The following is a 21,577-nucleotide window of genomic DNA, read 5'->3' on the forward strand; positions in this document are numbered from 1 at the left end:
CGCTTTATAATGAAGCACTCTTCTCTGTCAGTGGCGCTCCATATTTGCGAGTGCAAAAGTAAAACTTTATTTTGTAATGACCAAATGTTTTGAAAATAAATTTAAGGTTTTTTAAGTAACCCTAAACCCTATCCAAAACCTCAATCTCACTACTCCTGCGCTCCCGTTTTATCGGGACTGCAAAGATACAAACTCTTTTTTAACTCGCAACCCTTATTTTATAAAAGTTGAAAGTTTTTTTTGATTGCCTCCCTTGTAGTTCATAATGTCTCTGCCCATCCAAGGGCTCTTCTGCGCTTACTGATCCACTCTCGTTTTCAGTGGGGCAAAGATAGAAACTTATCGCATACCCCGCAAGTTTATTTAACATAAAGTTCATCCCGGGTTCATATATTGACCTAAGGAACTGGAATGCAGGGACTAAAATTTTAAACAAATGTTTGGCATCCCGGGACAAGGGAGGCAGGGATTGCAGAATGAAGGGAAAAAGGGGGCATCGGGGTGCCTGCAGTCATTATATATAGGATGGGCAATGGAGGATGTACATATAGGATATAAGGATGACGTTTTTAGGGAACGGATACTTTCTATAGGTTTTGGCCAAGGCCGAATTCGATGGGGATTTATTAAGATGGGCTAAAGCCCATCACTAATGAATATAAGCAGGAAGGATATCTATTTTTGTGGATGGCCTCCTCCCTAGCCCTGATAGGAACGGTTACCCCGCAGCGGGGGTGGAAAAGCTGGTGGACCGGGAATGGGAAGGTCTGGAGCGAGGAGTATGAGTGAATAGCAGGAAAAAGCTCCTTATAGATAAGAATACCTGAGAAAAACTTAAGTACAGGCAACTGGAGCTATTGTATGATATATAGGTATAGGCTCATACTTTCGATGGTGAATAAAAAATTCCGTAAGAATCCTAAATATAGGATTCTTACGGAATCATGATAAAACCAAAGTTTATATTTTTAGCTCAGAACATAAGATGTTCCGTCTCTTCCGTCTTTTAATTCAATACCCTCAGCTAGCAGTTTGCCTCTGATCTGGTCTGAAAGGTCGAAGTTCTTGGATTTTCTTGCCTGATTTCTCAATTCGATCAAAACTTTCAATGTCTGATCTAGCTTCTCATTGTTATTTTCTTCTACATTCTGTAAACCTAGCACATCAAATATAAAGGCGTTCAGGGTTGATTTCAAATCTTCAAGATCTTCTGTTGAGATGGTCTCCTTATCATCGTTTAAAGCGAAGATGTATTTCACGGCTTCAAATAGGTGAGCAATTAGGATTGGAGAATTGAAATCGTCCGTTAAAGCTTCATAAGATTTATTCTTCCAGTCTGCAAGGCTGAAACCAGAGGGCTTCTGATCATTAGGAGTAATTGTATTCAATACTTTTACGGCTTCCATTAATCTGATAAATCCTTTCTCACTGGCAATCATGGCATCGTTGGAAATATCCAAAACGCTTCTGTAATGCGCCTGTAAGAAACAAAAACGTACGATTGACGGGTGGAAAGGTTTTTCAAAGAAGTCATTGTCTCCTGTAACCAACTGCATGGGAAGAATATAATTTCCTGTAGACTTACTCATACGCTGAGAATTCATTGTCAGCATATTGGCATGCATCCAGTAGTTTACCGGAGCTGCATCATTGCAAGCTTTTCCTTGTGCAATCTCACATTCATGGTGTGGGAATTTCAAATCCATTCCCCCTCCGTGAATATCAAAAGTTTCACCTAAATATTTAGTACTCATCGCAGTACACTCAAGATGCCATCCCGGGAAACCTTCTCCCCAAGGGGAATTCCATCTCATAATGTGAGCCGGAGATGCTTTTTTCCAAAGGGCAAAGTCCTGAGGGTTTTTCTTTTCTCCCTGTCCGTCAAGGTCACGGGTATTTGCGAAAAGCTCTTCTATATTACGTTTTGAAAGCTCACCATAGTTCAGTCCTCTTTTGTTGTATTCTAATACATCAAAGTATACTGAACCGTTACTTTCATAGGCAAATCCTCTTTCAATTAATTTTTGTGTAAGCTCGATCTGTTCTACGATATGGCCTGTTGCAGTAGGCTCAATATTTGGTGGAAGCAGGTTGAACATATCTAATACTTTATGAAAATCAACAGTATATTTCTGTACGATTTCCATGGGCTCCAACTTTTCAAGTCGGGTTTGTTTTACGAATCTGTCGTTATCAACGTTTCCATCATCAGTAAGATGCCCTGCATCGGTAATATTTCTCACATATCTTACTTTATACCCTAAATGCATTAAGGTACGGTAGATAAAATCGAATGAAAGGAAAGTTCTTACATTTCCCAAGTGCACATTGCTATACACTGTAGGTCCGCAGACATACATTCCAACATTTCCGTCTAAAATAGGTTTGAATATTTCTTTTTCCGCTGTAAGCGAGTTATATATTTTTAATTGCATTTTTTTAAGTTCAAAGATTCAAATAATTAAGTTTTAAAAATTAGTCAAAATAATTTGACTACAACAAATAATTGTTGCAATAAAAATTTTATCTGAAACCTTTTTAAATTGTATCATAATTAAATAGTTTCTAAATGATGCTGCAAATGATCTATATAATCCTTAATGATAAATTCCAGTGTAAAGACCTGAGGTTCTGTTTTGGTCGTATCACAAGTCTTCTGTAAGGCTTCATCAGGAATATTTTCTACTACATGAACAATCTGATAATTCAAAGATTTCCACAGGTTAATCAGCTCTGAAGCCGGAACATTTTGATAGTTCTGAGCTTTTACCCAAGCATTCTGATCATATACAATATTCTCGTTCTCTTTATATTGAGTTACTACAAATCTACGGATATTTGTAAAAGCGCTATCACAAAGATGTCCAATAATTTCTTTTTTAGACCATTTCTCTGGTGTAGCCTTGTATGCCCACTCTTCTTCAGAAATCATTTGCAATCTCTGAAATTCAGCATCTACAATATTCTTAAGGACCTGATAGTTCATTATTAATAATCTAGTTTAGCATGGCTTCCTACATAATGTAAGAATTCTTGTCTTGTAATTGGGTTTGTTCTGAAAATACCACTCAATTCTGCTGTAATGGTAGAACTTGCGGTATCTTTTATTCCTCTACAATTTACGCAAAGGTGTTTTGCATCAATGATACAGGCAACGTCTTTTGTTCCCAATGCTTCTTTCAAAGCATCTACAATCTGCATCGTAAGTCTTTCCTGAACTTGTGGTCTTTTTGCGTAATAATCCACAATTCTATTGATTTTTGAAAGGCCAATCACTTCTCCGTTTGAGATATAGGCAACGTGTGCTCTTCCTATAATTGGTAAAAAGTGGTGTTCACAAAAAGAATATACTGTGATATCTTTTTCCACCAGCATCTGACGGTATTTATATTTATTGGAAAATGTGGAAATTCCCGGTTTATTTTCAGGAAGAAGTCCTCCGAAAATCTCATTCACATACATTTTGGCAACACGCTTCGGAGAGTCCTTTAGAGAGTCATCAGTCATATCTAATCCTAATGTTTCCATTATCTCACCAAAAAGCTCAGTAATTTTTTCTATTTTTTCCTGTGGCGATTTATCAAAAGCATCTTTCCTTATAGGCGTATGTTCTTTTCCAGTGAAAATATCATCGTCGTTATCAGTAAAATCAACCATTTTTATTTAATTTGCAGCAAAAATACGGATAATATTGTTTCATCGATTTCAATTGAATGAAAAACGTTATCTTTTATAACCTACTCTGATTAGAAAACATATGATTATTGTCGAAGAAGTACAAAACCATCACCAAAAAAAGGAATTTCTAGTATTCCCGACACAACTTTATCAACACGACAAAAATTATATACGGCCTTTAGATAACCATATTGAGGAGATTTTCAACCCTGAAAAGAATAAATTCTTCAAGGGTGGAGAATGTAAAAGATTTTTGTTTAAAAAAGATCATAAAACAGTGGGTAAAGTGGCTGTTTTTATCAATAAATGTTATGAACAGGATCAACCAACGGGAGGGTTCGGTTTTTTTGACTGCATCAATGACCAGCCAACTGCTAATTTTATTTTTGATCATTGTAAAAACTGGCTTCAGGAAAGAGGAATGGAAGCTATGGACGGGCCCATTAACTTTGGAGAACGGGATAAATTCTGGGGACTTTTGATTGAAGGTTTTGAAGAACCATTGTTTGGAATGAACTACAATTTCCCTTATTACAAAGAGCTTTTTGAAAACTATGGTTTAAAAGTTTATTTTGAACAGCTTTGCTTTACGAGACCTATTTTTGCTGAAGTTTCAAGGATTTTCACGATCGCTTATGAAAGGAACAAAAGAAATCCTGCTATTTCTGCCCAACCTATGAAAAAGAATAACCTTGAAAAGTTTGCAAGAGACTTCACAGAAGTTTATAATAAGGCATGGGCATCTCATGGAGAGGGAAAGCAACTGGAAGAAGCTAAGGTACTGAAAATGTTCAATACGATGAAGCCTATCATTAATGAGCATATCTCCTGGTTCGTTTATGAAAATGAAACCCCTATTGCCATGTGGATCAATATTCCGGATTTGAATCAATGGTTTAAATACCTCAACGGAAAGTTTGGTTTTTTTGAAAAGCTTAAGCTGCTCTTTTTGAAGCAATTTAAAAAGAATGAAAAAATGGTAGGACTTGTTTTCGGAGTGGTTCCGGAATGGCAAAGAAAAGGAATTGACGGTTACATGATCTGGGAAGGTACACAACACCTAAGAAAACATACAGATTTTAAGATTACAGAACTTCAATGGATTGGTGATTTCAACCCAAAAATGATCAAGATTGCAGAAACCCTTGATACCACCGTAACCAGAAAACTGGCTACTTACCGGTATTTATTTGACAGAAATAAAGTGTTTGAAAGGCATCCTTATCTATAATTAAACAATTCCTTGTTCTGGATTTCTCATTCTTTCACTAATGAAAGAACAGAACTTATTTTTTTTTGAAAAACTAAAAAAACCATATAAAATGAAAAAAGTTATTATTAGTATTTTATTAATATCTTTTAGTATTACTTATTCACAAAACTTCACCCCAAGCGGTTATAAATCTAGCTATTCAAGTACCCTTTCGGTAAATAGCCTTGGAGGAGATCATGCTGTATTTGGAGTACAATCTGAAAACTCAGGGAGATCACTAAAATATGATGAGATTATTGGTTCCCCTTATCACAATACCGAATTTCAGTTTGCTAAAATTTCAGACAACTATGAAAAAGCGGCTGTACGATATAATAGTTATCTTGATGAAATTGAGTTTCAGAAAGATGGAAAACCTTTGGTACTTCCCAAAGAGGAAAAGTTTTCCAGAATTGAAATTGCTTCACCTAAAAGCACCATTGTATTATTAGACACCAATGATGAACTAAGCGGTTATTTTTTTGAACTTGTTCATGGAAGCAATACTCTTTATAAAAAAGTAAAGACTAAATTTAACGATGTTGTTCCTGCAGCTAATTCCTACGCATCGGAGAAAGCGGCATTGTTTAGAACCCTGGATCCTGTTTATTATATTAAAACAACAAAAGGATTGATTAGAAAAACTAAAAAGGAGAAAGATATTCTGTTATTCTTTCCTGAAAAAAAAGAAGCTCTGGAAGCATTCTTTACATCAAACTCTATTAAATTAAACAAAGAGGGGGATCTGATTAAATTGGTGAACTTTTTAAATCAATAAAAAATAAAAACCCTGTGAAAATTCACAGGGTTCCCTTCATTTTTGGTACTTTTATTAGAATAGCTCTCCGGCTACTTTTTTAATATTATCACTCTTTCCCATAGAGTAAAAGTGTAGAACAGGCACTCCAAAATCTAGAAGTTCTTTGCACTGGGCAATGGACCACTCTATTCCAATCTGCTTTACCGCTTCATTATTTTTGGCATTTTCCACTTCAGTAATTAATTCTTCAGGAAGATCTATTTTGAATACCTGAGGAAGAATTTTCAAATGCTTTTTGGTGGCAATCGGCTTAATTCCCGGAATGATTGGAACTGTAATTCCCATCTCTCTTGCTTTCTGAACGAATTCAATGTACTTTTTATTGTCAAAAAACATTTGGGTAACGATATAATCCGCTCCTGCATCTACTTTTTGCTTCAGCCATTTTAAATCATAGTTCATGGATGGCGCTTCCATATGCTTCTCCGGATAGCCTGCTACCCCAATGCAGAATTTATTAAGTTCATCACAAACCTGCTCTTCATTGTGGAGATATTTTCCTCTTCCTAAGTTATTAATCTGGTTGACAAGATCCATTGCACTGGCATGACCGCCTTGTGTAGGTTCAAAATACTGATGTCCCTTCATCGCATCACCTCTCAGGGCCATTACATTATCAATCCCAAGGTACATACAGTCTACCAGAAGATATTCGGTTTCTTCTTTGGTAAAGCCTCCACAAAGTAAGTGTGGAACTGTATCTACATTATATTTATGCTGAATGGCAGCACAAATTCCCAGTGTTCCCGGGCGCATTCTTGTGATACGGCGCTCCATCAGGCCATTTCCTTTGTCGAGATAGATATATTCTTCTCTTGAAGTGGTTACATCAATGAATGGAGGCTTGAACTCCATCAATGGATCTATGTTTGTATAAAGATCTTCAATACCTATCCCCTTTTGTGGCGGAACCACTTCTAAGGAAAATAAAGTTTTTCCATTTGCGTTTTTAATGTGCTCTGTTATCTTCATGTGAATTTTAATCTGCTAAATTTGGTGACAACCATTTTCTCGCTTCCTGGATGCTACAACCTCTTCTTTCTGCATAATCCTTTAGCTGGTCTTCTGTAATTTTTCCTAAACCGAAATACTTTGCATGTGGGCTCCCGAAATAATATCCTGAAACAGCCGCGGTCGGGAACATCGCTAAGCTTTCGGTAAGGTATACTCCAATATTTTCCTCTACTTTTAAAAGATCCCAGATCGTTTTCTTCTCTAAGTGGTCTGGGCAGGCGGGATAGCCCGGTGCAGGACGAACTCCCTTATATTTTTCAGCAATTAACTCTTCATTGCTTAAGCTTTCCTGATTAGCATAGCCCCAATATTCTGTTCTTACTTTTTTGTGCAAAAATTCGGCATAGGCTTCTGCAAAACGGTCAGCCAAAGCTTTTACCATAATGGAGTTATAATCATCATTTGCTTTTTCATATTCGGCAGACAGTTCATCTGTTCCAAAACCTGTGGTTACACAAAATGCGCCTACATAATCGGTTTTGCCGGAGCTTTGTGGTGCTATGAAATCGCTTAACGCGAGATAGTCTTTTCCTTTTGATCTTTGAGCCTGCTGTCTTAAGGTTAAAAATTTGGCTTGCTCTTTATTATTTTCATCAAAAATTAAGACATCATCCGTTTCATTGGAATTGGCTTTAAAAATTCCAAAGATTGCTTTTGCGGTTAAGAGTTTTTCATCTAAAATTCTCTTCAAAATAACCTGAGCATCTTTGAAAAGTTCTTTTGCCTGCGCTCCTACTACCTCATCTTCTAAGATATTTGGATATTTCCCGTGGAGATCCCAACTTCTGAAAAACGGTGACCAGTCGATGAAAGGAAGAAGTTCATTCAGGTCCTGGTTCTCCACAACCGTTATCCCCAAGTTATTTGGAGTGAAAATTTCTTCATTTTCCCAATCAATTTTAAAGTGGTTTTCTCTTGCTTCCTGAATGGAAACATAGTCTTTATCAACCTGTCTGTTCAGAAATTTCTCCCTGAAGTCGGAATAGTCATTCTTTAAATCGGAAACATATTCTTTATTTCTGTCTCCTAGCAATGAGCTTACCACATTTACGGCTCTGGATGCATCATTTACGTGAACAACTGCATTTTTATACTTTAAATCTATTTTCACGGCGGTATGTGCTTTTGAAGTTGTTGCACCACCTATCAGTAGAGGAAAATTCAAATTTTGTCTTTCCAGTTCTGATGCGATGTACACCATCTCATCCAGACTTGGTGTAATCAATCCGCTTAACCCGATTACGTCTACTTTTTCTGCAATGGCTGTCTGAATAATCTTTTCAGCAGGTACCATTACTCCAAGGTCTACAATTTCATAATTGTTACAACCCAAAACAACGCTCACAATATTTTTACCGATATCATGAACGTCTCCTTTTACAGTAGCCATTAAGATTTTCCCATTAGCAGGTCTTGTTCCGTCTTTTTCAGCTTCAATATAAGGCTGTAAATAGGCCACCGCTTTTTTCATGACCCTTGCAGACTTCACTACTTGTGGTAAAAACATTTTTCCGCTTCCAAATAAGTCTCCTACCACTCCCATTCCGGTCATCAGATTAATTTCTATGACATGAAGCGGTCGTGCTGCCAATTGTCTGGCTTCTTCTACATCTTCTTCAATAAAGCGGTCAATACCTTTTACCAGAGCATAGGTAATTCTCTCCTGTAATGGATTGTTTCTCCATTCCAGGTCTTCAGTCTTTTCTTTTTTGACTGATTTATGTTTTTCGGAATAATCGAGAAGTCTTTCTGTAGCATCTTCTCTTTTATCAAGAATTACATCTTCTACAAGTTCTAAAAGTTCTTTATTAATTTCATCATAAACTTCCAGCATCGCAGGGTTTACAATACCTATATTCATCCCTGCCTGAATGGCATGGTAAAGAAATACTGAGTGCATGGCTTCTCTTACCGTATCATTTCCACGGAATGAGAAAGAAACGTTACTCACTCCCCCACTCACAGAGACATAAGGAAGATTCTGTCTTACCCATCGGGTGGCTTCAATAAATTCGATGGCATTTCTTCTATGCTCATCCATACCTGTTGCAACCGGGAAGATATTTAAGTCAAAAATAATGTCTTCTGCCGGAAAACCGATTTGGTTAACCAGAATATCATAAGATCGTTTTGAGATTTCAATTCTCCGTTCAAGATTATCAGCCTGCCCTACCTCATCAAATGCCATTACAATAACTGCAGCTCCATATCTCTTGATTGCTTTTGCATGCTTGATAAATTCTTCTTCTCCTTCTTTTAAACTGATGGAGTTTACTACGCATTTTCCTTGGGCCACCTGAAGACCGGCCTCTAAAATTTCCCATTTAGAAGAGTCTACCATGATTGGGATCCTTGCGATATCTGGTTCTGATGCTATTAAGTTCAGGAATTTAATCATGGATGCTTTTCCGTCAATCAATCCATCATCAAAATTGACATCAAGAATTTGTGCCCCTCCTTCTACCTGATGGCGGGCAATATCTAATGCTTCAGAGAACTTCTCCTCTTTAATTAGTCTTAAAAACTTTTTGGAACCGGCAACGTTAGTTCTTTCACCAACATTGATGAAATTACTTTCCGGCGTTATGATAAGAGGCTCAAGGCCTGATAATCTTAAATACTTCATCTATTTTATTCTTCTAAAATATAGTAGGCATTATTGGCATTCTGCCTCAATAAATCCCTATGCTTACCTAAAGCGGTTAACAATGGAAACCGTTTGTATGCCAAGTGGTGTTCTTTAGCAAATTCTTCTATTTCTTCTGTGATCTCATTGTAATACATATAACTGTAGTTAGGAAAAAGATGATGAGCCACATGAAAATTAAAGTTTCCTAATACATTTCTTACCAACCAGTTGTTTTCTTTTAAATCATTTGTTACTTCCAATTGATGACGAAGCCAGCTGAATGGAAGTCCGTTATCTTTATTCAATTTTGGAAAAGCATTATCAGGAAGCGGATGCAGGGGCAATAAAACAAACAATGCAAAAATGCTTGCTGCAATCACCTGTAAAAACCACGCTCCCAAAGCCAAACCAATTGATACTTTAAAGAACACAACAGGAATAATAATCTGATAAAAAAAGTAAAACAGCTTATAATTAACCATCTTTATTTTTTCTACAACAGGTATTCTTCCCTGGGTTTTTAAAATCACTCTCTCTTTGTCAAAGAAGTCTCTAAAATCTCTTATGAACATCCAGTTGAATAAATACAACGGATATACTAAAAAGAAAAACCTATGCTGATACTTCTGAACTCCTTTTGCTTTTATCCATGGTACTATTAAAAGTAAACCACTCTGCTCAATGTCTGTATCCCATCCATCTACATTCGGATAAGCATGGTGGCTTGCGATATGTCTTTTTTTCCAGATATAGGAATTAGCTCCTATGAAATCAAAAATGTGCAATACCAACCCATTCAACCTTTTACTTTTATAGATATTATTATGGGCTGCTTCATGAATTAGGTTTAAATAAATCAAAACCAAGGAAATTCCCATCAATACAAAACTCAATATATAAACCCAGGACTTGTCCGCATTAAGAATAGCTACGAAATATAAACCTACATAGATCAGAGGTAAAATCACTGCTTTCATCTGAATGTAGACATCCCTATTTTCAGGAATTGATTCTACCCGTTGGCTTACTTTCTTTCTCAGTTCATTAAAAAGTTTTATATCATCTGAATCTTTTAAATAAATCGGCTTTTCCATTATAGTAGACTTTATGATTTATTTAAAGTTAATATTTATAATTCAGCCCACATTATTGATTTTAATTAAAAAAATCTATCAAATCACACAAATTCTTTCAATTTTCTTGGTGGATAATTTTTCACCAGATCAGCAATTGCTTTGATGTGTTCCGGCGTGGTACCACAACATCCTCCGATAATATTGATTAATCCTTTTTCTACATATTCCTTGATCTGTCTGGCCATGTCTTCTGGAGTTTCATCATATTTTCCGAAAGCATTGGGTAAACCGGCATTCGGATAAGCTGAAATATAAAATTCTGAATTATGGGCCAATGTTTCCAAATAAGGTGTTAACTGATCTGCTCCCAATGCACAGTTGAACCCAACACTTAATAAATTCAAGTGGGAAACTGAGATCAAGAAAGCATCTGCTGTCTGGCCGCTTAATGTTCTTCCTGAGGCATCGGTAATGGTTCCTGAAACCATGATTGGAATTTTAATTCCTCTTTCATCCTGCAGTTCATCAATGGCAAACAAAGCAGCCTTAGCATTCAGGGTATCAAAGATGGTTTCTACTAAAAGAATATCAGAACCTCCATCTAATAATGCTTCACATTGCTGTCTATAGGCAACTCTCAGTTCTTCAAATGTTATGGCTCTATACCCGGGATCGTTTACGTCAGGGCTTAAGCTTGCCGTCCTGTTTGTAGGGCCAATAGATCCTGCTACAAATCTTGGCTTATCAGGGTTTTTGGCTGTAAATTCATCACAGACTTTTCTGGCAATTTTTGCAGACTCATAGTTCAGTTCATATACCAGATCTTCCATGTGATAATCTGCCATGGCAATTGTAGTTCCGGAGAATGTATTGGTTTCAATGATATCTGCATCTGCTTCCAGATACTTTTTGTGAACTTCTTCAATGGCATGAGGCTGGGTAAGAGAAAGGAGGTCATTATTTCCCTTTACCGGATGTTCCCAGTCTTTGAAACGTTCCCCACGGTAATCTTCTTCTTCGAACTTATATCTTTGAAGCATTGTTCCCATTGCCCCATCAAGAATTAAAATTCTTTCGGATAAAGCTTTATATAATTGTTCTGAATTTTTCATTTTCTATCTTTTTGTAATAATTTATAAATCCGCTCGTCAATTTTTTAGACAATAGAATTTTTTTACTGATGATTTCAAAATTCACATTAGAAACATATTTCTGATCTAAGGCGACACCAAATTTAGTTTCCAATTCATAGAGAGACTCTTGAGCAGCATGCAGAAATTGTAATGCATCATCCTTAGAAGTTCTTCTTTCGTATCCTTCAGCTATGTTTAATGGAACTGAATTTGCAATTCTTCTTACCTGACTGGTTAAATCAAATAATTCTTTCTTAGGAAAGCTTGTGGTCAAAATATAAGCCAGGCTCACCAGCTTTTTTCCCTCCATCCAAACTTCTAGTTCTGTACAGTCTCTACTCATCATCTAGGTATCAATGGTCAACTATTATCTTTCGATTAGCCTAAAGCTTGTTTTAAATCCGCAATGATATCCTCTACATTCTCTAATCCTACAGAGCAGCGAACTAATCCTGCTGTAATTCCCACTTCATTTCTTTCTTCATCTGACAATTTGGAGTGTGTGGTGGATGCCGGATGAGTAACGATCGTTCTTGTATCACCAAGGTTAGCAGAAAGCGAACACATTTGTATCTTATCCAGAAAGTTTCTTCCGCCTTCTATTCCGCCTTTTATTTCAAAAGCAACAATGTTTCCGCCAAGTTTCATTTGTTTCTTGGCTACTTCATAGCTAGGATGGGATTTCAGGAACGGATATTTTACCAATTCCACATTAGGATGGCTTTCTAAAAACTCAGCTACTTTCAAAGCATTTTCGCAGTGTTTTTCCACACGGATAGCCAATGTTTCTAAGCTTTTTGATAATACCCATGCATTAAAAGGAGACAAAGCAGGCCCAGTATTTCTTGCGAAAAGATAGATTTCTTTGATCAGGTCTTCTTTACCTACTGCTATTCCTCCCAATACTCTTCCCTGCCCGTCAATCAGCTTCGTTGCAGAGTGTACAACAACATCTGCACCATATTTAATAGGCTGCTGAAGATAAGGGGTTGCAAAACAGTTGTCTACAATAAATATTAGATTATGTTTTTTAGCAATCTTCCCAAAAAACTCAAGGTCCAGAATTTCTATAGCCGGATTGGTGGGGGTTTCAAGGTAAAGTACTTTTGTATTAGGTTTAATGTATTTCTCCACATTCTCTGCATCTCCTGCCTTGAAATAAGTCGTTTCAATATTCCACTTTGGAAAATACTTAGTGAATAAAGTATGGGTAGATCCAAAAACCGACTGGCAGCTTACAATATGGTCTCCAGCACTTAATAACGCTGCAAATGTTGAATAGATGGCAGCCATTCCAGTAGCAAATGCGTATCCGGCTTCTGCGCCTTCCATTTTTGCAATCTTATCGGTAAATTCCGTTACATTTGGATTGGAAAAGCGGCTATATAAATTTTTAGGTTTTTCTTCAGCAAAGCTTGCTCTCATATCCTCAGCATCCTGAAATATAAAACTAGAAGTAAGGTATAATGGTGTAGAATGCTCGTCAAACTGACTTCTTTCAGTTTGGGTTCTTATTGCTGATGTTTCAAAATTTTCCATATAGTTTTAATTAATTTAGCAATATATCAGTGTAACAGTTTACCAATAAGATTCTTCGCTATGCTCAGAATGATAATTGCAGTAATTGTTACCCTGCTAGATTGGTAGATTGTTACATTAAATATTATTTCGTTTCACTTACTCTTAAAATATCTCCGAATACTCCTCTTGCGGTTACCTGTGCCCCGGCTCCGGCTCCCATAATTACAATTGGGTTTTCCCCATAACTTTCTGTATAAATCTCAAAAATAGAATCAGAACCTTTCAACTGTCCTAAAGCTGAAGTAGCAGGTACAGAAATCAGTTTTACATCCAACTCGCCTTTGTCTTTCTGTAAGTCTCCGTGTAAATCACCAACATATCTCAATACATGACCAGGCTCTTGATTTTCTTTAATTTTTTGGTATTCTTCATCCAATTCTTCAAGTCTGGAAAGGAATTCTGGTTTTGAAACTGAAAGTAAACTTTCAGGAACCAGATTTTGAATATTGATATCGTCGAATTCATTGATTAAATCCAGCTCTCTTGCTAAAATCAATAATTTCCTTGCTACATCATTTCCGGATAGGTCTTCTCTTGGATCTGGTTCTGTGTATCCTTTTTCCAGCGCTTCATTGATGATGGTTGAGAATTTGTCATTTCTCAAAGAAAAATTATTGAAAACATAACTCAATGTTCCGGAGAACACTCCTTTGATTCTTGTGATATTTTCTCCTGAAAGGTGTAATAATTTGATGGTATCAATTAACGGAAGCCCAGCTCCTACATTGGTCTCATATAGATAACGTCTGTTATTTTTGCTTAACGTATATCTTAGTTTTCTATATTCCTCGATAGGAAGTGTGTTGAAAATTTTGTTGGAAGAAACTAGGTCAAATCCATTTTCTGCCAAAGCATGATAGTTTTTAACAAAGTCCTTACTTGCAGTGTTATCCACAACAATCAGGTTTTCCAATTGATTTTCATTAGAGAAATTAATCAATTCCTGAACGCTTGACGGGTGTTCTGCTGTTAAAACCTCATCTGCCCAGTTGGCATCAAAACCTTTTTTGTTGAAAGCAATTTTCTTTGAGTTAGCTACTGCAACAACCTTTAGGTCTATTTTTTTACGTCTTTTGATTTCTTCCGAAGATTGCAGAACCTGTTCTATCAAAGTTTTCCCCACGTTACCATGCCCAATGATTGCCAGATGAACGGGCTTTGGCTTTTTGAAAATTTCAGACTCTATGATATTTTTTGTTTTTTCATCCTGTGAAGAAGTCACCACAATATTCACTCTGTTTTCTCCTGCTACCTGATTTAAAAGCAATGGAAAAACGTTGTTTCTTGCCAATTCGGCAAAAACTTTATTGAAGTCTTCTGCTACAAAACCAATAACAGAAACATTATTAATACTATAAATTTGTGAAACTTTTCCTGATTTTCTTTCTGCTTCAAATTCATCGATAAGACAAGCCACTGCTTTTTCTGCATCATTTTCTTGAACCAAAATAGAAATTCCATTTTCTATGGCTTGTTGAGAGATTACTCCTACACTGATACGCGCTAAAGTAAGCGCTTTAAAAATTCGTCCGTCAATTCCGATTTCACCCAAGAAATCTTCTCCTTCAAATTTGACGATTGATCTGTTCTTTAAAAACTTTATTTCGTTAGCATTTTTCATTACTCTATAAAATGTTTTTTATGATATTATTTAATTGTTGATATTCCATTAGGAAGGCATCGTGCCCGTGCATAGATTGGATCTCGTGATAAGAAATATTCTCTTTTTTCTTTTTTAAATTCTCAAAACACATTCGGATTTCAGAAGCAGGAAAGAATAAGTCTGTATCTACGGAGATCATGTGCATTCGTGCTTCTATTTTCTCCAGCACAGTTTCATCAGCATTAATATTCATCAACAAATGATTCATGAGCCTGTACGATTGTAAACTAAATCTTTCGTTTAATGCATTACCATGATAAACCAGCCAATCTTCTGATTCTAAGCGTTGCTTTTCCTGATTGTATTTATTTTGAAATCTATCGTTAAGAGATTCTGGAGTTCTATAACACAGCATGGCATGAATTCTTGCTTTTTGTAATGGTTCTTCTTTATCATTCAATAAAAATTTCTGAACCAGACATTGTGCATGAAGCCAATCGTGAGTTCTGTAATCGCAGGCTATAGGAATAAAGATTTCCGCAAGCTTAGGTTGCTTTGCAAGCATTTCCCATGCAATTCCTCCTCCAAGAGAGCCCCCAATAATGGCATATAGGTTTTTGATATGTAAAGCTTCCAGCCCTTTCAGAAATATATTGGCTATATCTGATGGGGTGAAGTCTTCATAGTCTTCAATTAAAAAATGATCATATCCGTTTCCGGGGATATTGAAACACAGAACAGTATATTTACTCGTATCCACGATCTGATTTTCTCCTACCAGTTGCTTCCACCAGCCTTTCTCTCCGGATACATTTGAATTTCCGGTTAAGGCATGATTAATTAGAATAACAGGGGCTGTAAACAAGTCTTTCCCGAAAAGCTCATAGCTTAACGAGATATTGTATTCCTTTTGGGAATAGGTTTGATACGAAAGATTAATATAGTTTAGTTCTGTTTTCAATTCTATTATATTATTATTTTAATACAATTGAAAATGCCACAAGAAATGGCTGAAAAGAACTTCAGTAAGTTATCTGTCCAAAATAATTTTGGTAGAACGTAGCACCTTCTTTGCTTGCGCAAAGGGTTGCTAAGGTTTCATAGGGTCTAATCCCTCAACCTTTCTTGATAACATTTTCAATATTTGAATGAACGAATGGTGCAAAGGTAGTTCTTTTCTTTTAAAATCAAAAAAAAATTAATTTAATATTTTAAAAAGCCCTTAAACACAAGTATTTCAAGGCCATATTAATAATTCTTCAAATGAAAGGAATTGGAATTATTTTACAAAAAAACTAACTTCGTATGGAAAAATGATGCTATATGATCGCCGAAAAAGAAAGATTACAAGATACCAAATGGAAAAACTGGGGACCTTATGTAAGCAACCGGCAATGGGGAAATGTACGTGAAGACTACAGTACCAATGGAAATGCATGGAACTATACCAATCATGATAATGCTGAAAGTTATACCTACCGTTGGGGAGAAGAAGGCATTGCCGGAATTTCTGATGTAAAGCAGCTATTCTGTTTTGCTTTTTCATTCTGGAATAAAAGAGATAAAATTATAAAGGAACGTTTCTTTGGATTGAGCAATCCTCAAGGAAATCATGGTGAAGATATCAAGGAAATTTTCTATTATCTGGATAATACGCCTACTCATAGCTATATGAAGATGGTCTACAAATATCCTATTAATGAATTTCCCTATGATGAACTTGTTGCCGAAAATGGACGACGCAGTAAACAGGAACCGGAATATGAGATCTTCGATACGGGAATCTTTGACCATGATGAGTATTTTGATATTTTCATTGAATACTGCAAGGCTGATCACAACGATATTCTGGCTAGAGTTACTATTTGTAATAGAAGCCAACATGAAGCACCCATTGTAGTGGCACCTACTGCCTGGTTCAGAAACAACTGGAAATGGGGCTATAACACTTATAAGGCACAGATGAATGCTTCCCATGACGGAAGTATTGATATTGGCCACGATAGTATCTCCATTAAGAAGTTGTATTCCAGAAACTCAAATGCTCAAAGTATATTTTGTGATAATGAAACCAATACTCCAAAATTATACGGAGCCCCTCAAACGGAAAACTCCTATTTTAAAGATGGAATCAATGATTTTATTATTCATCAAAGTAATACGGTAAACCCTGAGAAAAAAGGGACTAAGGCTTCTTTTCTGATTGATGAATTAATCGGAGGGGGACAATCCAAGGTTTTTGAATTCAGATTGTGTCCTAGTGAAAGCGATGAACCTTTTGAAAGCTTTGACGAAATCTTCAGGACCAGAATAGCTGAAACTGAAGAGTTTTATCGCGAAGTTCAAAACGATACAACAAACGAGGATGAAAAAAATGTTCAAAGGCAGGCTTTTGCCGGACTTCTCTGGAATAAACAATTTTATCACTACAATATCGGGAAGTGGCTGAAAGGTGATCCTAATTTTGAAGCTCCAAGAAATTTTAATGAATATGTGAGAAATACGGAATGGAACCATCTCCACAATAAGGACATTATTTCCATGCCTGATAAGTGGGAATATCCCTGGTATGCAACATGGGATCTTGCATTTCACTGTGTTCCTTTATCCATCATTGACGCAGAGTTTGCGAAAGGACAGCTTTTACTTCTTACCAAGGAATGGTACATGCACCCCAATGGACAGCTTCCTGCCTATGAATGGAATATGAGTGATGTGAATCCTCCTGTACATGCATGGTCCTGCTTCAGGGTTTTTAAAATTGATGAGAAAAATAACGGCAAACCGGATCTGTTGTTTTTGGAGAAAGTCTTTCAAAAACTTCTCCTGAACTTTACATGGTGGGTGAACCGAAAGGATAAAAACGGAAAGAATATTTTTGGTGGTGGTTTCCTCGGATTGGATAATATTGGTGCCTTTGATAGAAATATGGTTCTACAGGATGGCCAGCATCTTGAGCAGGCAGATGGGACAAGCTGGATGGCCATGTATGCTTTAAATATGATGCGAATTGCCATGGAACTTGCCCAATATTATCAGGTATATGAAGATATGGCCATCAAATTCTTTGAGCATTATCTTTATATCGCAGAGGCCATGGAGAATCTGGGTGAAGGAACAAAAGGCCTATGGAATGAGGAAGACGGTTTCTTCTATGATGTTCTTCAACTTGGGAACGGAGACAGTGTTTCTTTAAGATTGAGAAGTATTGTCGGGTTAATTCCATTGTTTGCCGTAGAAATTGTTGATCACCGACTGCTTGAAAAGATGCCCAACTTCAAAACCAGAATGGAATGGATCTTAAAAAACAAACCTGAACTCACCAAGCTTGTTTCTCATTGGGATGAAGAAGGACAAGGAAGAAAACACCTGATGAGTATTCTTCGTAAAAATAGGCTAACAAAGGTTTTAACCAGAATGCTTGATGAAAAGGAATTTTTAAGTTCTTATGGAATCCGAGCCATGTCTAAGGTATATGAGGAAAACCCATTTGTGTTTTCTGTACATGGGAATGAAAATATGGTGTATTATACCCCTGCAGAAAGTGACAGCCGAATGTTTGGAGGAAACAGCAACTGGCGTGGACCCATCTGGTTCCCTATTAATTTTCTGATCGTGGAAAGTTTACAACGTTTCCATTATTATTACGGGAACAGTCTGAAAGTGGAACTTCCAACCGGAAGTGGTGAAAAGAAAAACCTTGATGAAGTAGCTCAAAATATAAGCAAAAGACTTTGCTCCATCTTTTTAAAGGATGAACATGGGCAACGTGCTTTTAATGGAGGAAACCCAAAGTTTAATTATGATGAACATTTTAAGGATTACATTACATTCTTCGAATATTTCCATGGAGATAACGGACGGGGTGTAGGCGCTTCTCACCAGACAGGATGGACGGCTACTGTAGCAAAATTGATAAAACCAAGACTTACCTTTTAATAAGCAATGAGTAATAAAAAAGCCGGATCAATTATCCGGCTTTTTCTATTTTTATATCAGAGATTAAATTTTTTCTCCATTCACATAGACTTCGTATCCGATTTCTACATTCGGTTCTAAAGTTTTTGATACAGAACAATACTTTTCAAAAGACAATTCTGCAGCCTTTTGAGCTTTTTTAGGGTCAATTTCTCCTTCTAAAAGAAATTTCACGTTGATTGATTTAAAAGGTTTGGCATCATCTACCTGAACTCTTTCTCCTTCTACTTCTGCCTGAAAACTTTTAATTTCCTGACGCTGCTTCTTTAAAATAGAAACTACATCTATTCCGCTGCATCCTGCTACTGCCATCAGTACACTTTCCATTGGAGAAACTCCTTTAGCTCCCGGCTGGGAAGTATTATCTAAAAGAATAGAATTTCCTTGAGCATTTGTACATTCAAATAAAAAGTCGTCGTTTATTCTGTTAAGTGTAATTTTCATTGTATGGGTTTATATTTCAGGATTTTTTTATATTCTTATTCAAATATAAAAAACTTTGTGGATTAAACCTTGGGCTAAGACATGATATCAACCATAGCCTGAAAAAGATTATCCGGATTCTCAGCAATTCGGTTACACATGTACAAATACCATTCATCACCATACACTATATACTGCCTGCATGGGTAACCTTCTTTATACATTTCATTCAACAGATCTTCCTGTATTCCCAGTAACATTTCAAATTCATACTTAGATTTTGGAATATCATATTGTTCAATGAGTTCTTTAACTCTATTTTGAACTATATTATGATGGGTAGCAATAGAACACCTTCTGTTTTTAAGGAAAAGTGTTTCAATATATTTAATGTATAGGTCATCTAAATGTTTTCCTCTCTCTACAGCATGTCCTGAAGGAACGGCAAAAGCACCTTTTACAATTCTTATTTTCCCTTGTGTTTCATTCAATATTCGTTCAAGGTCTTTTGGAGTACGGTTTAAATAAGCCTGAAGGGTAATTCCTACATTTGGAAAATCAGGCGATATTTTACAAAAGGTATTAATAATATTATCAGTTCTATCAATTCCCTCCGCGCTAATCACTATTTCAATATCTTTTTTATAAGCTGATTCTGCTAATAACACTAAATTATTATAAGCGAGATCCTTATCAATTGCAAGACCTATATGTGATAAATCCAAAGAAATGATAGAATTAATATTCTCTTCTTTCACTTTATTAATCAAATCAGTAAAATGTTGAGTTACCAATTCTGATTCTTCCACGGAACGGGTACTTTCTCCCATAAACTCTAATGAAGTTGGAAGTCCTTTAGCATTAATTCTTTTAGCAGTAGCGATGGCTTCTTCCATTTTTTCACCTCCTATATATCTTTTAGCTGCTTTCAGTAAGAGTTTAAAGAGCTCAGGATTATTAAGAATATATTCTTTTGCCCCTTCATTTAATGCAGCTATTTTCAAAAGCGCACCTGCCTTTTCTTTTAGTTCCATTTTATTTTTTGATTTGTAATTTAAAATATTTTATAAAATTCCTCTGGCTTTTATCTCCAAATATTTATTGATAACGTCGATATTCAAATTTTCAGGAAGGGTATATACGGTATAGATTCCATATTTGCGAAGCTCCTGAATGATGAGTTTCTTTTCAAATTCAAATTTTTCGGCTACAATTTCATCATAGATTTCCTGCATATTTTCAGGATTCTTGTTAATCATGGTCTGTAGTTCTGAGTTCTTGAAAAACACCACTACCAACAGGTGATTCTTGGCAATTCCACGAAGATATTTCAACTGGCGATTCAACCCGTCCAACGTTTCAAAGTTGGTAAACAGCAGAATCAGACTTCTCTGGTTTAGAGAGTATTTCACATCCTGATATAAGCGATTGAAATCACTTTCAAAGAAATCTGTTTTAATATTATAAAGCGCTTCTGATATTTTTTTTAGCTGTCCGGATTTATTTTCCGCAGCAATTTTATTTTCAGTCTTTTTTGAAAACGTCATCATCCCTGCTCTATCTCCTTTTCTTAAAATAATATGGGAAAGCGCCATGGTAGCATTGATGGAATAATCCAATAAACTTAATCCGTTAAATGGCATTTTCATGGTTCGCCCCTTATCAATCAACATAAAAATACGCTGTGATTTTTCATCCTGAAACTGATTGACCATTAATCGGTTGGCTTTGGATGTAGCTTTCCAGTTAATGGTTCTGATATCATCTCCGGGAACGTATTCCTTGATTTGCTCAAACTCCATGGTATGTCCCAGCTTTCTCACTTTCTTGATTCCGCCTAACAAAAATTCGCTCTGTAAAGCCATCAGCTCATATTTTCTGAGGTGAACAAAGGATGGATAAGACGCCAGCATTGCATCTTTTTGAAAATTAAATCTTTTTGAGACTAATCCCAGTGGTGACGAGGCATAAATATTCAGACTTCCAAAATGATACTCTCCTCTTTCCTTAGGTTCCAAAGTATATTGAAAGAAAGTATTTGCTCCCGGGTTAATATGCTTTTCAATCAGGAAATCTCTTTTCTGAAATTGAAACGGAATTTCATCGATAATTTTAGCCGTGATTTTAAAGTTGTAATTATTTTTAATATCAATCTTTACAAAATTTTCGTCACCATTGGACAATTTCTCCGGTAATATTCTCTGGGCCTGCAAAGCATTTTTTTGATTAAAAATCAGCAGGTAATCTGCCATGACGGCAAGAAAACAGAGCAAAAGTACAATATGGGCAACCCACATCAGCCCCGGAAAGAAAAATGCAAGAACATACAGTACCCCCACTCCGATGAGTGTAAAGAAGAAACGTGTATTGATGTATAAGTTTTTCATTGT

18 protein-coding genes and 1 riboswitch are annotated in these 21,577 nt (G+C 36.2%); of the genes, 4 read left to right on the forward strand and 14 right to left on the reverse strand.

Annotation, left to right across the window (positions count from 1 at the left end; genetic code table 11):
* Positions 1-436: 436 nt before the first annotated feature.
* Positions 437-640 (forward strand): hypothetical protein, encoded by a 204-nt coding sequence (locus tag SCA31_RS04285; protein WP_410695611.1) that lies wholly within the window; start codon positions 437-439, stop codon positions 638-640.
* 328 nt (positions 641-968) lie between these two features.
* Here SCA31_RS04285 and cysS read toward each other — a convergent pair whose 3' ends face one another.
* From cysS to folE, 3 genes are all read right to left on the reverse strand, one after another.
* Entirely contained in the window at positions 969-2,435 is a 1,467-nt protein-coding gene (gene cysS / locus SCA31_RS04290; RefSeq protein WP_410695612.1) for a cysteine--tRNA ligase, read from the reverse strand.
* 119 nt (positions 2,436-2,554) lie between these two features.
* Complete coding sequence (locus tag SCA31_RS04295) at positions 2,555-2,986, reverse strand: DinB family protein (protein ID WP_410695613.1); 432 nt, start codon at positions 2,984-2,986, stop codon at positions 2,555-2,557.
* Positions 2,987-2,988: 2 nt separating this feature from the next.
* Positions 2,989-3,657 carry a GTP cyclohydrolase I FolE gene (gene folE / locus SCA31_RS04300; RefSeq protein WP_076353379.1) on the reverse strand — a complete coding sequence of 223 codons (669 nt, stop codon included), beginning with the start codon at positions 3,655-3,657 and terminating at the stop codon, positions 2,989-2,991.
* Positions 3,658-3,757: 100 nt separating this feature from the next.
* Between folE and SCA31_RS04305 the strand changes: the two genes are divergently transcribed.
* A complete protein-coding gene (locus tag SCA31_RS04305; protein ID WP_410695614.1) occupies positions 3,758-4,909 on the forward strand; it encodes a hypothetical protein in 1,152 nt (383 codons plus the stop codon).
* A gap of 91 nt (positions 4,910-5,000) precedes the next feature.
* On the forward strand, positions 5,001-5,708 hold the full coding sequence (locus SCA31_RS04310) for a hypothetical protein (protein ID WP_410695615.1): 708 nt from the start codon (positions 5,001-5,003) through the stop codon (positions 5,706-5,708).
* Between the two features lie 54 nt (positions 5,709-5,762).
* Here the strand turns inward: SCA31_RS04310 and metF are convergent, their stop codons facing one another.
* The 8 genes from metF to SCA31_RS04350 form a co-directional block, all read right to left on the reverse strand.
* Complete coding sequence (gene metF, locus SCA31_RS04315; RefSeq protein WP_106916761.1) at positions 5,763-6,722, reverse strand: methylenetetrahydrofolate reductase [NAD(P)H]; 960 nt, start codon at positions 6,720-6,722, stop codon at positions 5,763-5,765.
* Positions 6,723-6,729: 7 nt separating this feature from the next.
* Positions 6,730-9,390 (reverse strand): methionine synthase, encoded by a 2,661-nt coding sequence (gene metH, locus SCA31_RS04320; RefSeq protein ID WP_410695616.1) that lies wholly within the window; start codon positions 9,388-9,390, stop codon positions 6,730-6,732.
* Between the two features lie 5 nt (positions 9,391-9,395).
* Complete coding sequence (locus tag SCA31_RS04325; RefSeq protein WP_410695617.1) at positions 9,396-10,487, reverse strand: fatty acid desaturase family protein; 1,092 nt, start codon at positions 10,485-10,487, stop codon at positions 9,396-9,398.
* Positions 10,488-10,570: 83 nt separating this feature from the next.
* Positions 10,571-11,581, reverse strand: coding sequence for a homocysteine S-methyltransferase family protein (locus SCA31_RS04330; RefSeq protein WP_410695618.1), 1,011 nt, complete (start codon positions 11,579-11,581; stop codon positions 10,571-10,573).
* Entirely contained in the window at positions 11,556-11,945 is a 390-nt protein-coding gene (locus tag SCA31_RS04335) for a four helix bundle protein (RefSeq protein ID WP_410695619.1), read from the reverse strand. The genes SCA31_RS04330 and SCA31_RS04335 overlap by 26 nt, the downstream gene beginning before the upstream one ends.
* 35 nt (positions 11,946-11,980) lie before the next feature.
* Positions 11,981-13,141, reverse strand: a complete 1,161-nt coding sequence (locus SCA31_RS04340) for an O-succinylhomoserine sulfhydrylase (RefSeq protein ID WP_410695620.1) — start codon at positions 13,139-13,141, stop codon at positions 11,981-11,983.
* Positions 13,142-13,265: 124 nt separating this feature from the next.
* Positions 13,266-14,804, reverse strand: a complete 1,539-nt coding sequence (locus SCA31_RS04345; RefSeq protein WP_410695621.1) for an ACT domain-containing protein — start codon at positions 14,802-14,804, stop codon at positions 13,266-13,268.
* A 4-nt stretch (positions 14,805-14,808) separates the two neighbouring features.
* Positions 14,809-15,747 (reverse strand): alpha/beta fold hydrolase, encoded by a 939-nt coding sequence (locus tag SCA31_RS04350; protein ID WP_410695622.1) that lies wholly within the window; start codon positions 15,745-15,747, stop codon positions 14,809-14,811.
* Between the two features lie 66 nt (positions 15,748-15,813).
* Positions 15,814-15,921: riboswitch (SAM riboswitch) on the reverse strand.
* Between the two features lie 188 nt (positions 15,922-16,109).
* Between SCA31_RS04350 and SCA31_RS04355 the strand changes: the two genes are divergently transcribed.
* Positions 16,110-18,725, forward strand: a complete 2,616-nt coding sequence (locus SCA31_RS04355; RefSeq protein ID WP_410695623.1) for an MGH1-like glycoside hydrolase domain-containing protein — start codon at positions 16,110-16,112, stop codon at positions 18,723-18,725.
* A gap of 63 nt (positions 18,726-18,788) precedes the next feature.
* Here SCA31_RS04355 and SCA31_RS04360 read toward each other — a convergent pair whose 3' ends face one another.
* From SCA31_RS04360 to SCA31_RS04370, 3 genes are all read right to left on the reverse strand, one after another.
* Entirely contained in the window at positions 18,789-19,208 is a 420-nt protein-coding gene (locus SCA31_RS04360) for an OsmC family protein (protein WP_105702098.1), read from the reverse strand.
* A gap of 74 nt (positions 19,209-19,282) precedes the next feature.
* Positions 19,283-20,221, reverse strand: coding sequence for a proline dehydrogenase family protein (locus SCA31_RS04365; RefSeq protein ID WP_410695624.1), 939 nt, complete (start codon positions 20,219-20,221; stop codon positions 19,283-19,285).
* A 30-nt stretch (positions 20,222-20,251) separates the two neighbouring features.
* On the reverse strand, positions 20,252-21,574 hold the full coding sequence (locus SCA31_RS04370) for a DUF58 domain-containing protein (RefSeq protein ID WP_410695625.1): 1,323 nt from the start codon (positions 21,572-21,574) through the stop codon (positions 20,252-20,254).
* Between the last annotated feature and the right edge of the window lie 3 nt (positions 21,575-21,577).

This window comes from Chryseobacterium sp. SIMBA_028 (assembly GCF_046535285.1).
Taxonomy (GTDB): domain Bacteria; phylum Bacteroidota; class Bacteroidia; order Flavobacteriales; family Weeksellaceae; genus Chryseobacterium.

Excerpts from the sequence above, each read along its gene's own strand:
- SCA31_RS04335 (WP_410695619.1), bottom strand. The coding sequence starts at position 11,945 with ATGAGTAGAGACTGTACAGAACTAGAAGTTTGGATGGAGGGAAAAAAG.
- SCA31_RS04295 (WP_410695613.1), bottom strand. The coding sequence starts at position 2,986 with ATGAACTATCAGGTCCTTAAGAATATTGTAGATGCTGAATTTCAGAGA.
- metF (WP_106916761.1), bottom strand. The coding sequence starts at position 6,722 with ATGAAGATAACAGAGCACATTAAAAACGCAAATGGAAAAACTTTATTT.
- metH (WP_410695616.1), bottom strand. The coding sequence starts at position 9,390 with ATGAAGTATTTAAGATTATCAGGCCTTGAGCCTCTTATCATAACGCCG.
- cysS (WP_410695612.1), bottom strand. The coding sequence starts at position 2,435 with ATGCAATTAAAAATATATAACTCGCTTACAGCGGAAAAAGAAATATTC.
- SCA31_RS04370 (WP_410695625.1), bottom strand. The coding sequence starts at position 21,574 with ATGAAAAACTTATACATCAATACACGTTTCTTCTTTACACTCATCGGA.
- SCA31_RS04345 (WP_410695621.1), bottom strand. The coding sequence starts at position 14,804 with ATGAAAAATGCTAACGAAATAAAGTTTTTAAAGAACAGATCAATCGTC.
- SCA31_RS04325 (WP_410695617.1), bottom strand. The coding sequence starts at position 10,487 with ATGGAAAAGCCGATTTATTTAAAAGATTCAGATGATATAAAACTTTTT.
- SCA31_RS04305 (WP_410695614.1), top strand. The coding sequence starts at position 3,758 with ATGATTATTGTCGAAGAAGTACAAAACCATCACCAAAAAAAGGAATTT.
- SCA31_RS04330 (WP_410695618.1), bottom strand. The coding sequence starts at position 11,581 with ATGAAAAATTCAGAACAATTATATAAAGCTTTATCCGAAAGAATTTTA.
- folE (WP_076353379.1), bottom strand. The coding sequence starts at position 3,657 with ATGGTTGATTTTACTGATAACGACGATGATATTTTCACTGGAAAAGAA.
- SCA31_RS04340 (WP_410695620.1), bottom strand. The coding sequence starts at position 13,141 with ATGGAAAATTTTGAAACATCAGCAATAAGAACCCAAACTGAAAGAAGT.
- SCA31_RS04365 (WP_410695624.1), bottom strand. The coding sequence starts at position 20,221 with ATGGAACTAAAAGAAAAGGCAGGTGCGCTTTTGAAAATAGCTGCATTA.
- SCA31_RS04355 (WP_410695623.1), top strand. The coding sequence starts at position 16,110 with ATGATCGCCGAAAAAGAAAGATTACAAGATACCAAATGGAAAAACTGG.
- SCA31_RS04310 (WP_410695615.1), top strand. The coding sequence starts at position 5,001 with ATGAAAAAAGTTATTATTAGTATTTTATTAATATCTTTTAGTATTACT.
- SCA31_RS04360 (WP_105702098.1), bottom strand. The coding sequence starts at position 19,208 with ATGAAAATTACACTTAACAGAATAAACGACGACTTTTTATTTGAATGT.
- SCA31_RS04285 (WP_410695611.1), top strand. The coding sequence starts at position 437 with ATGTTTGGCATCCCGGGACAAGGGAGGCAGGGATTGCAGAATGAAGGG.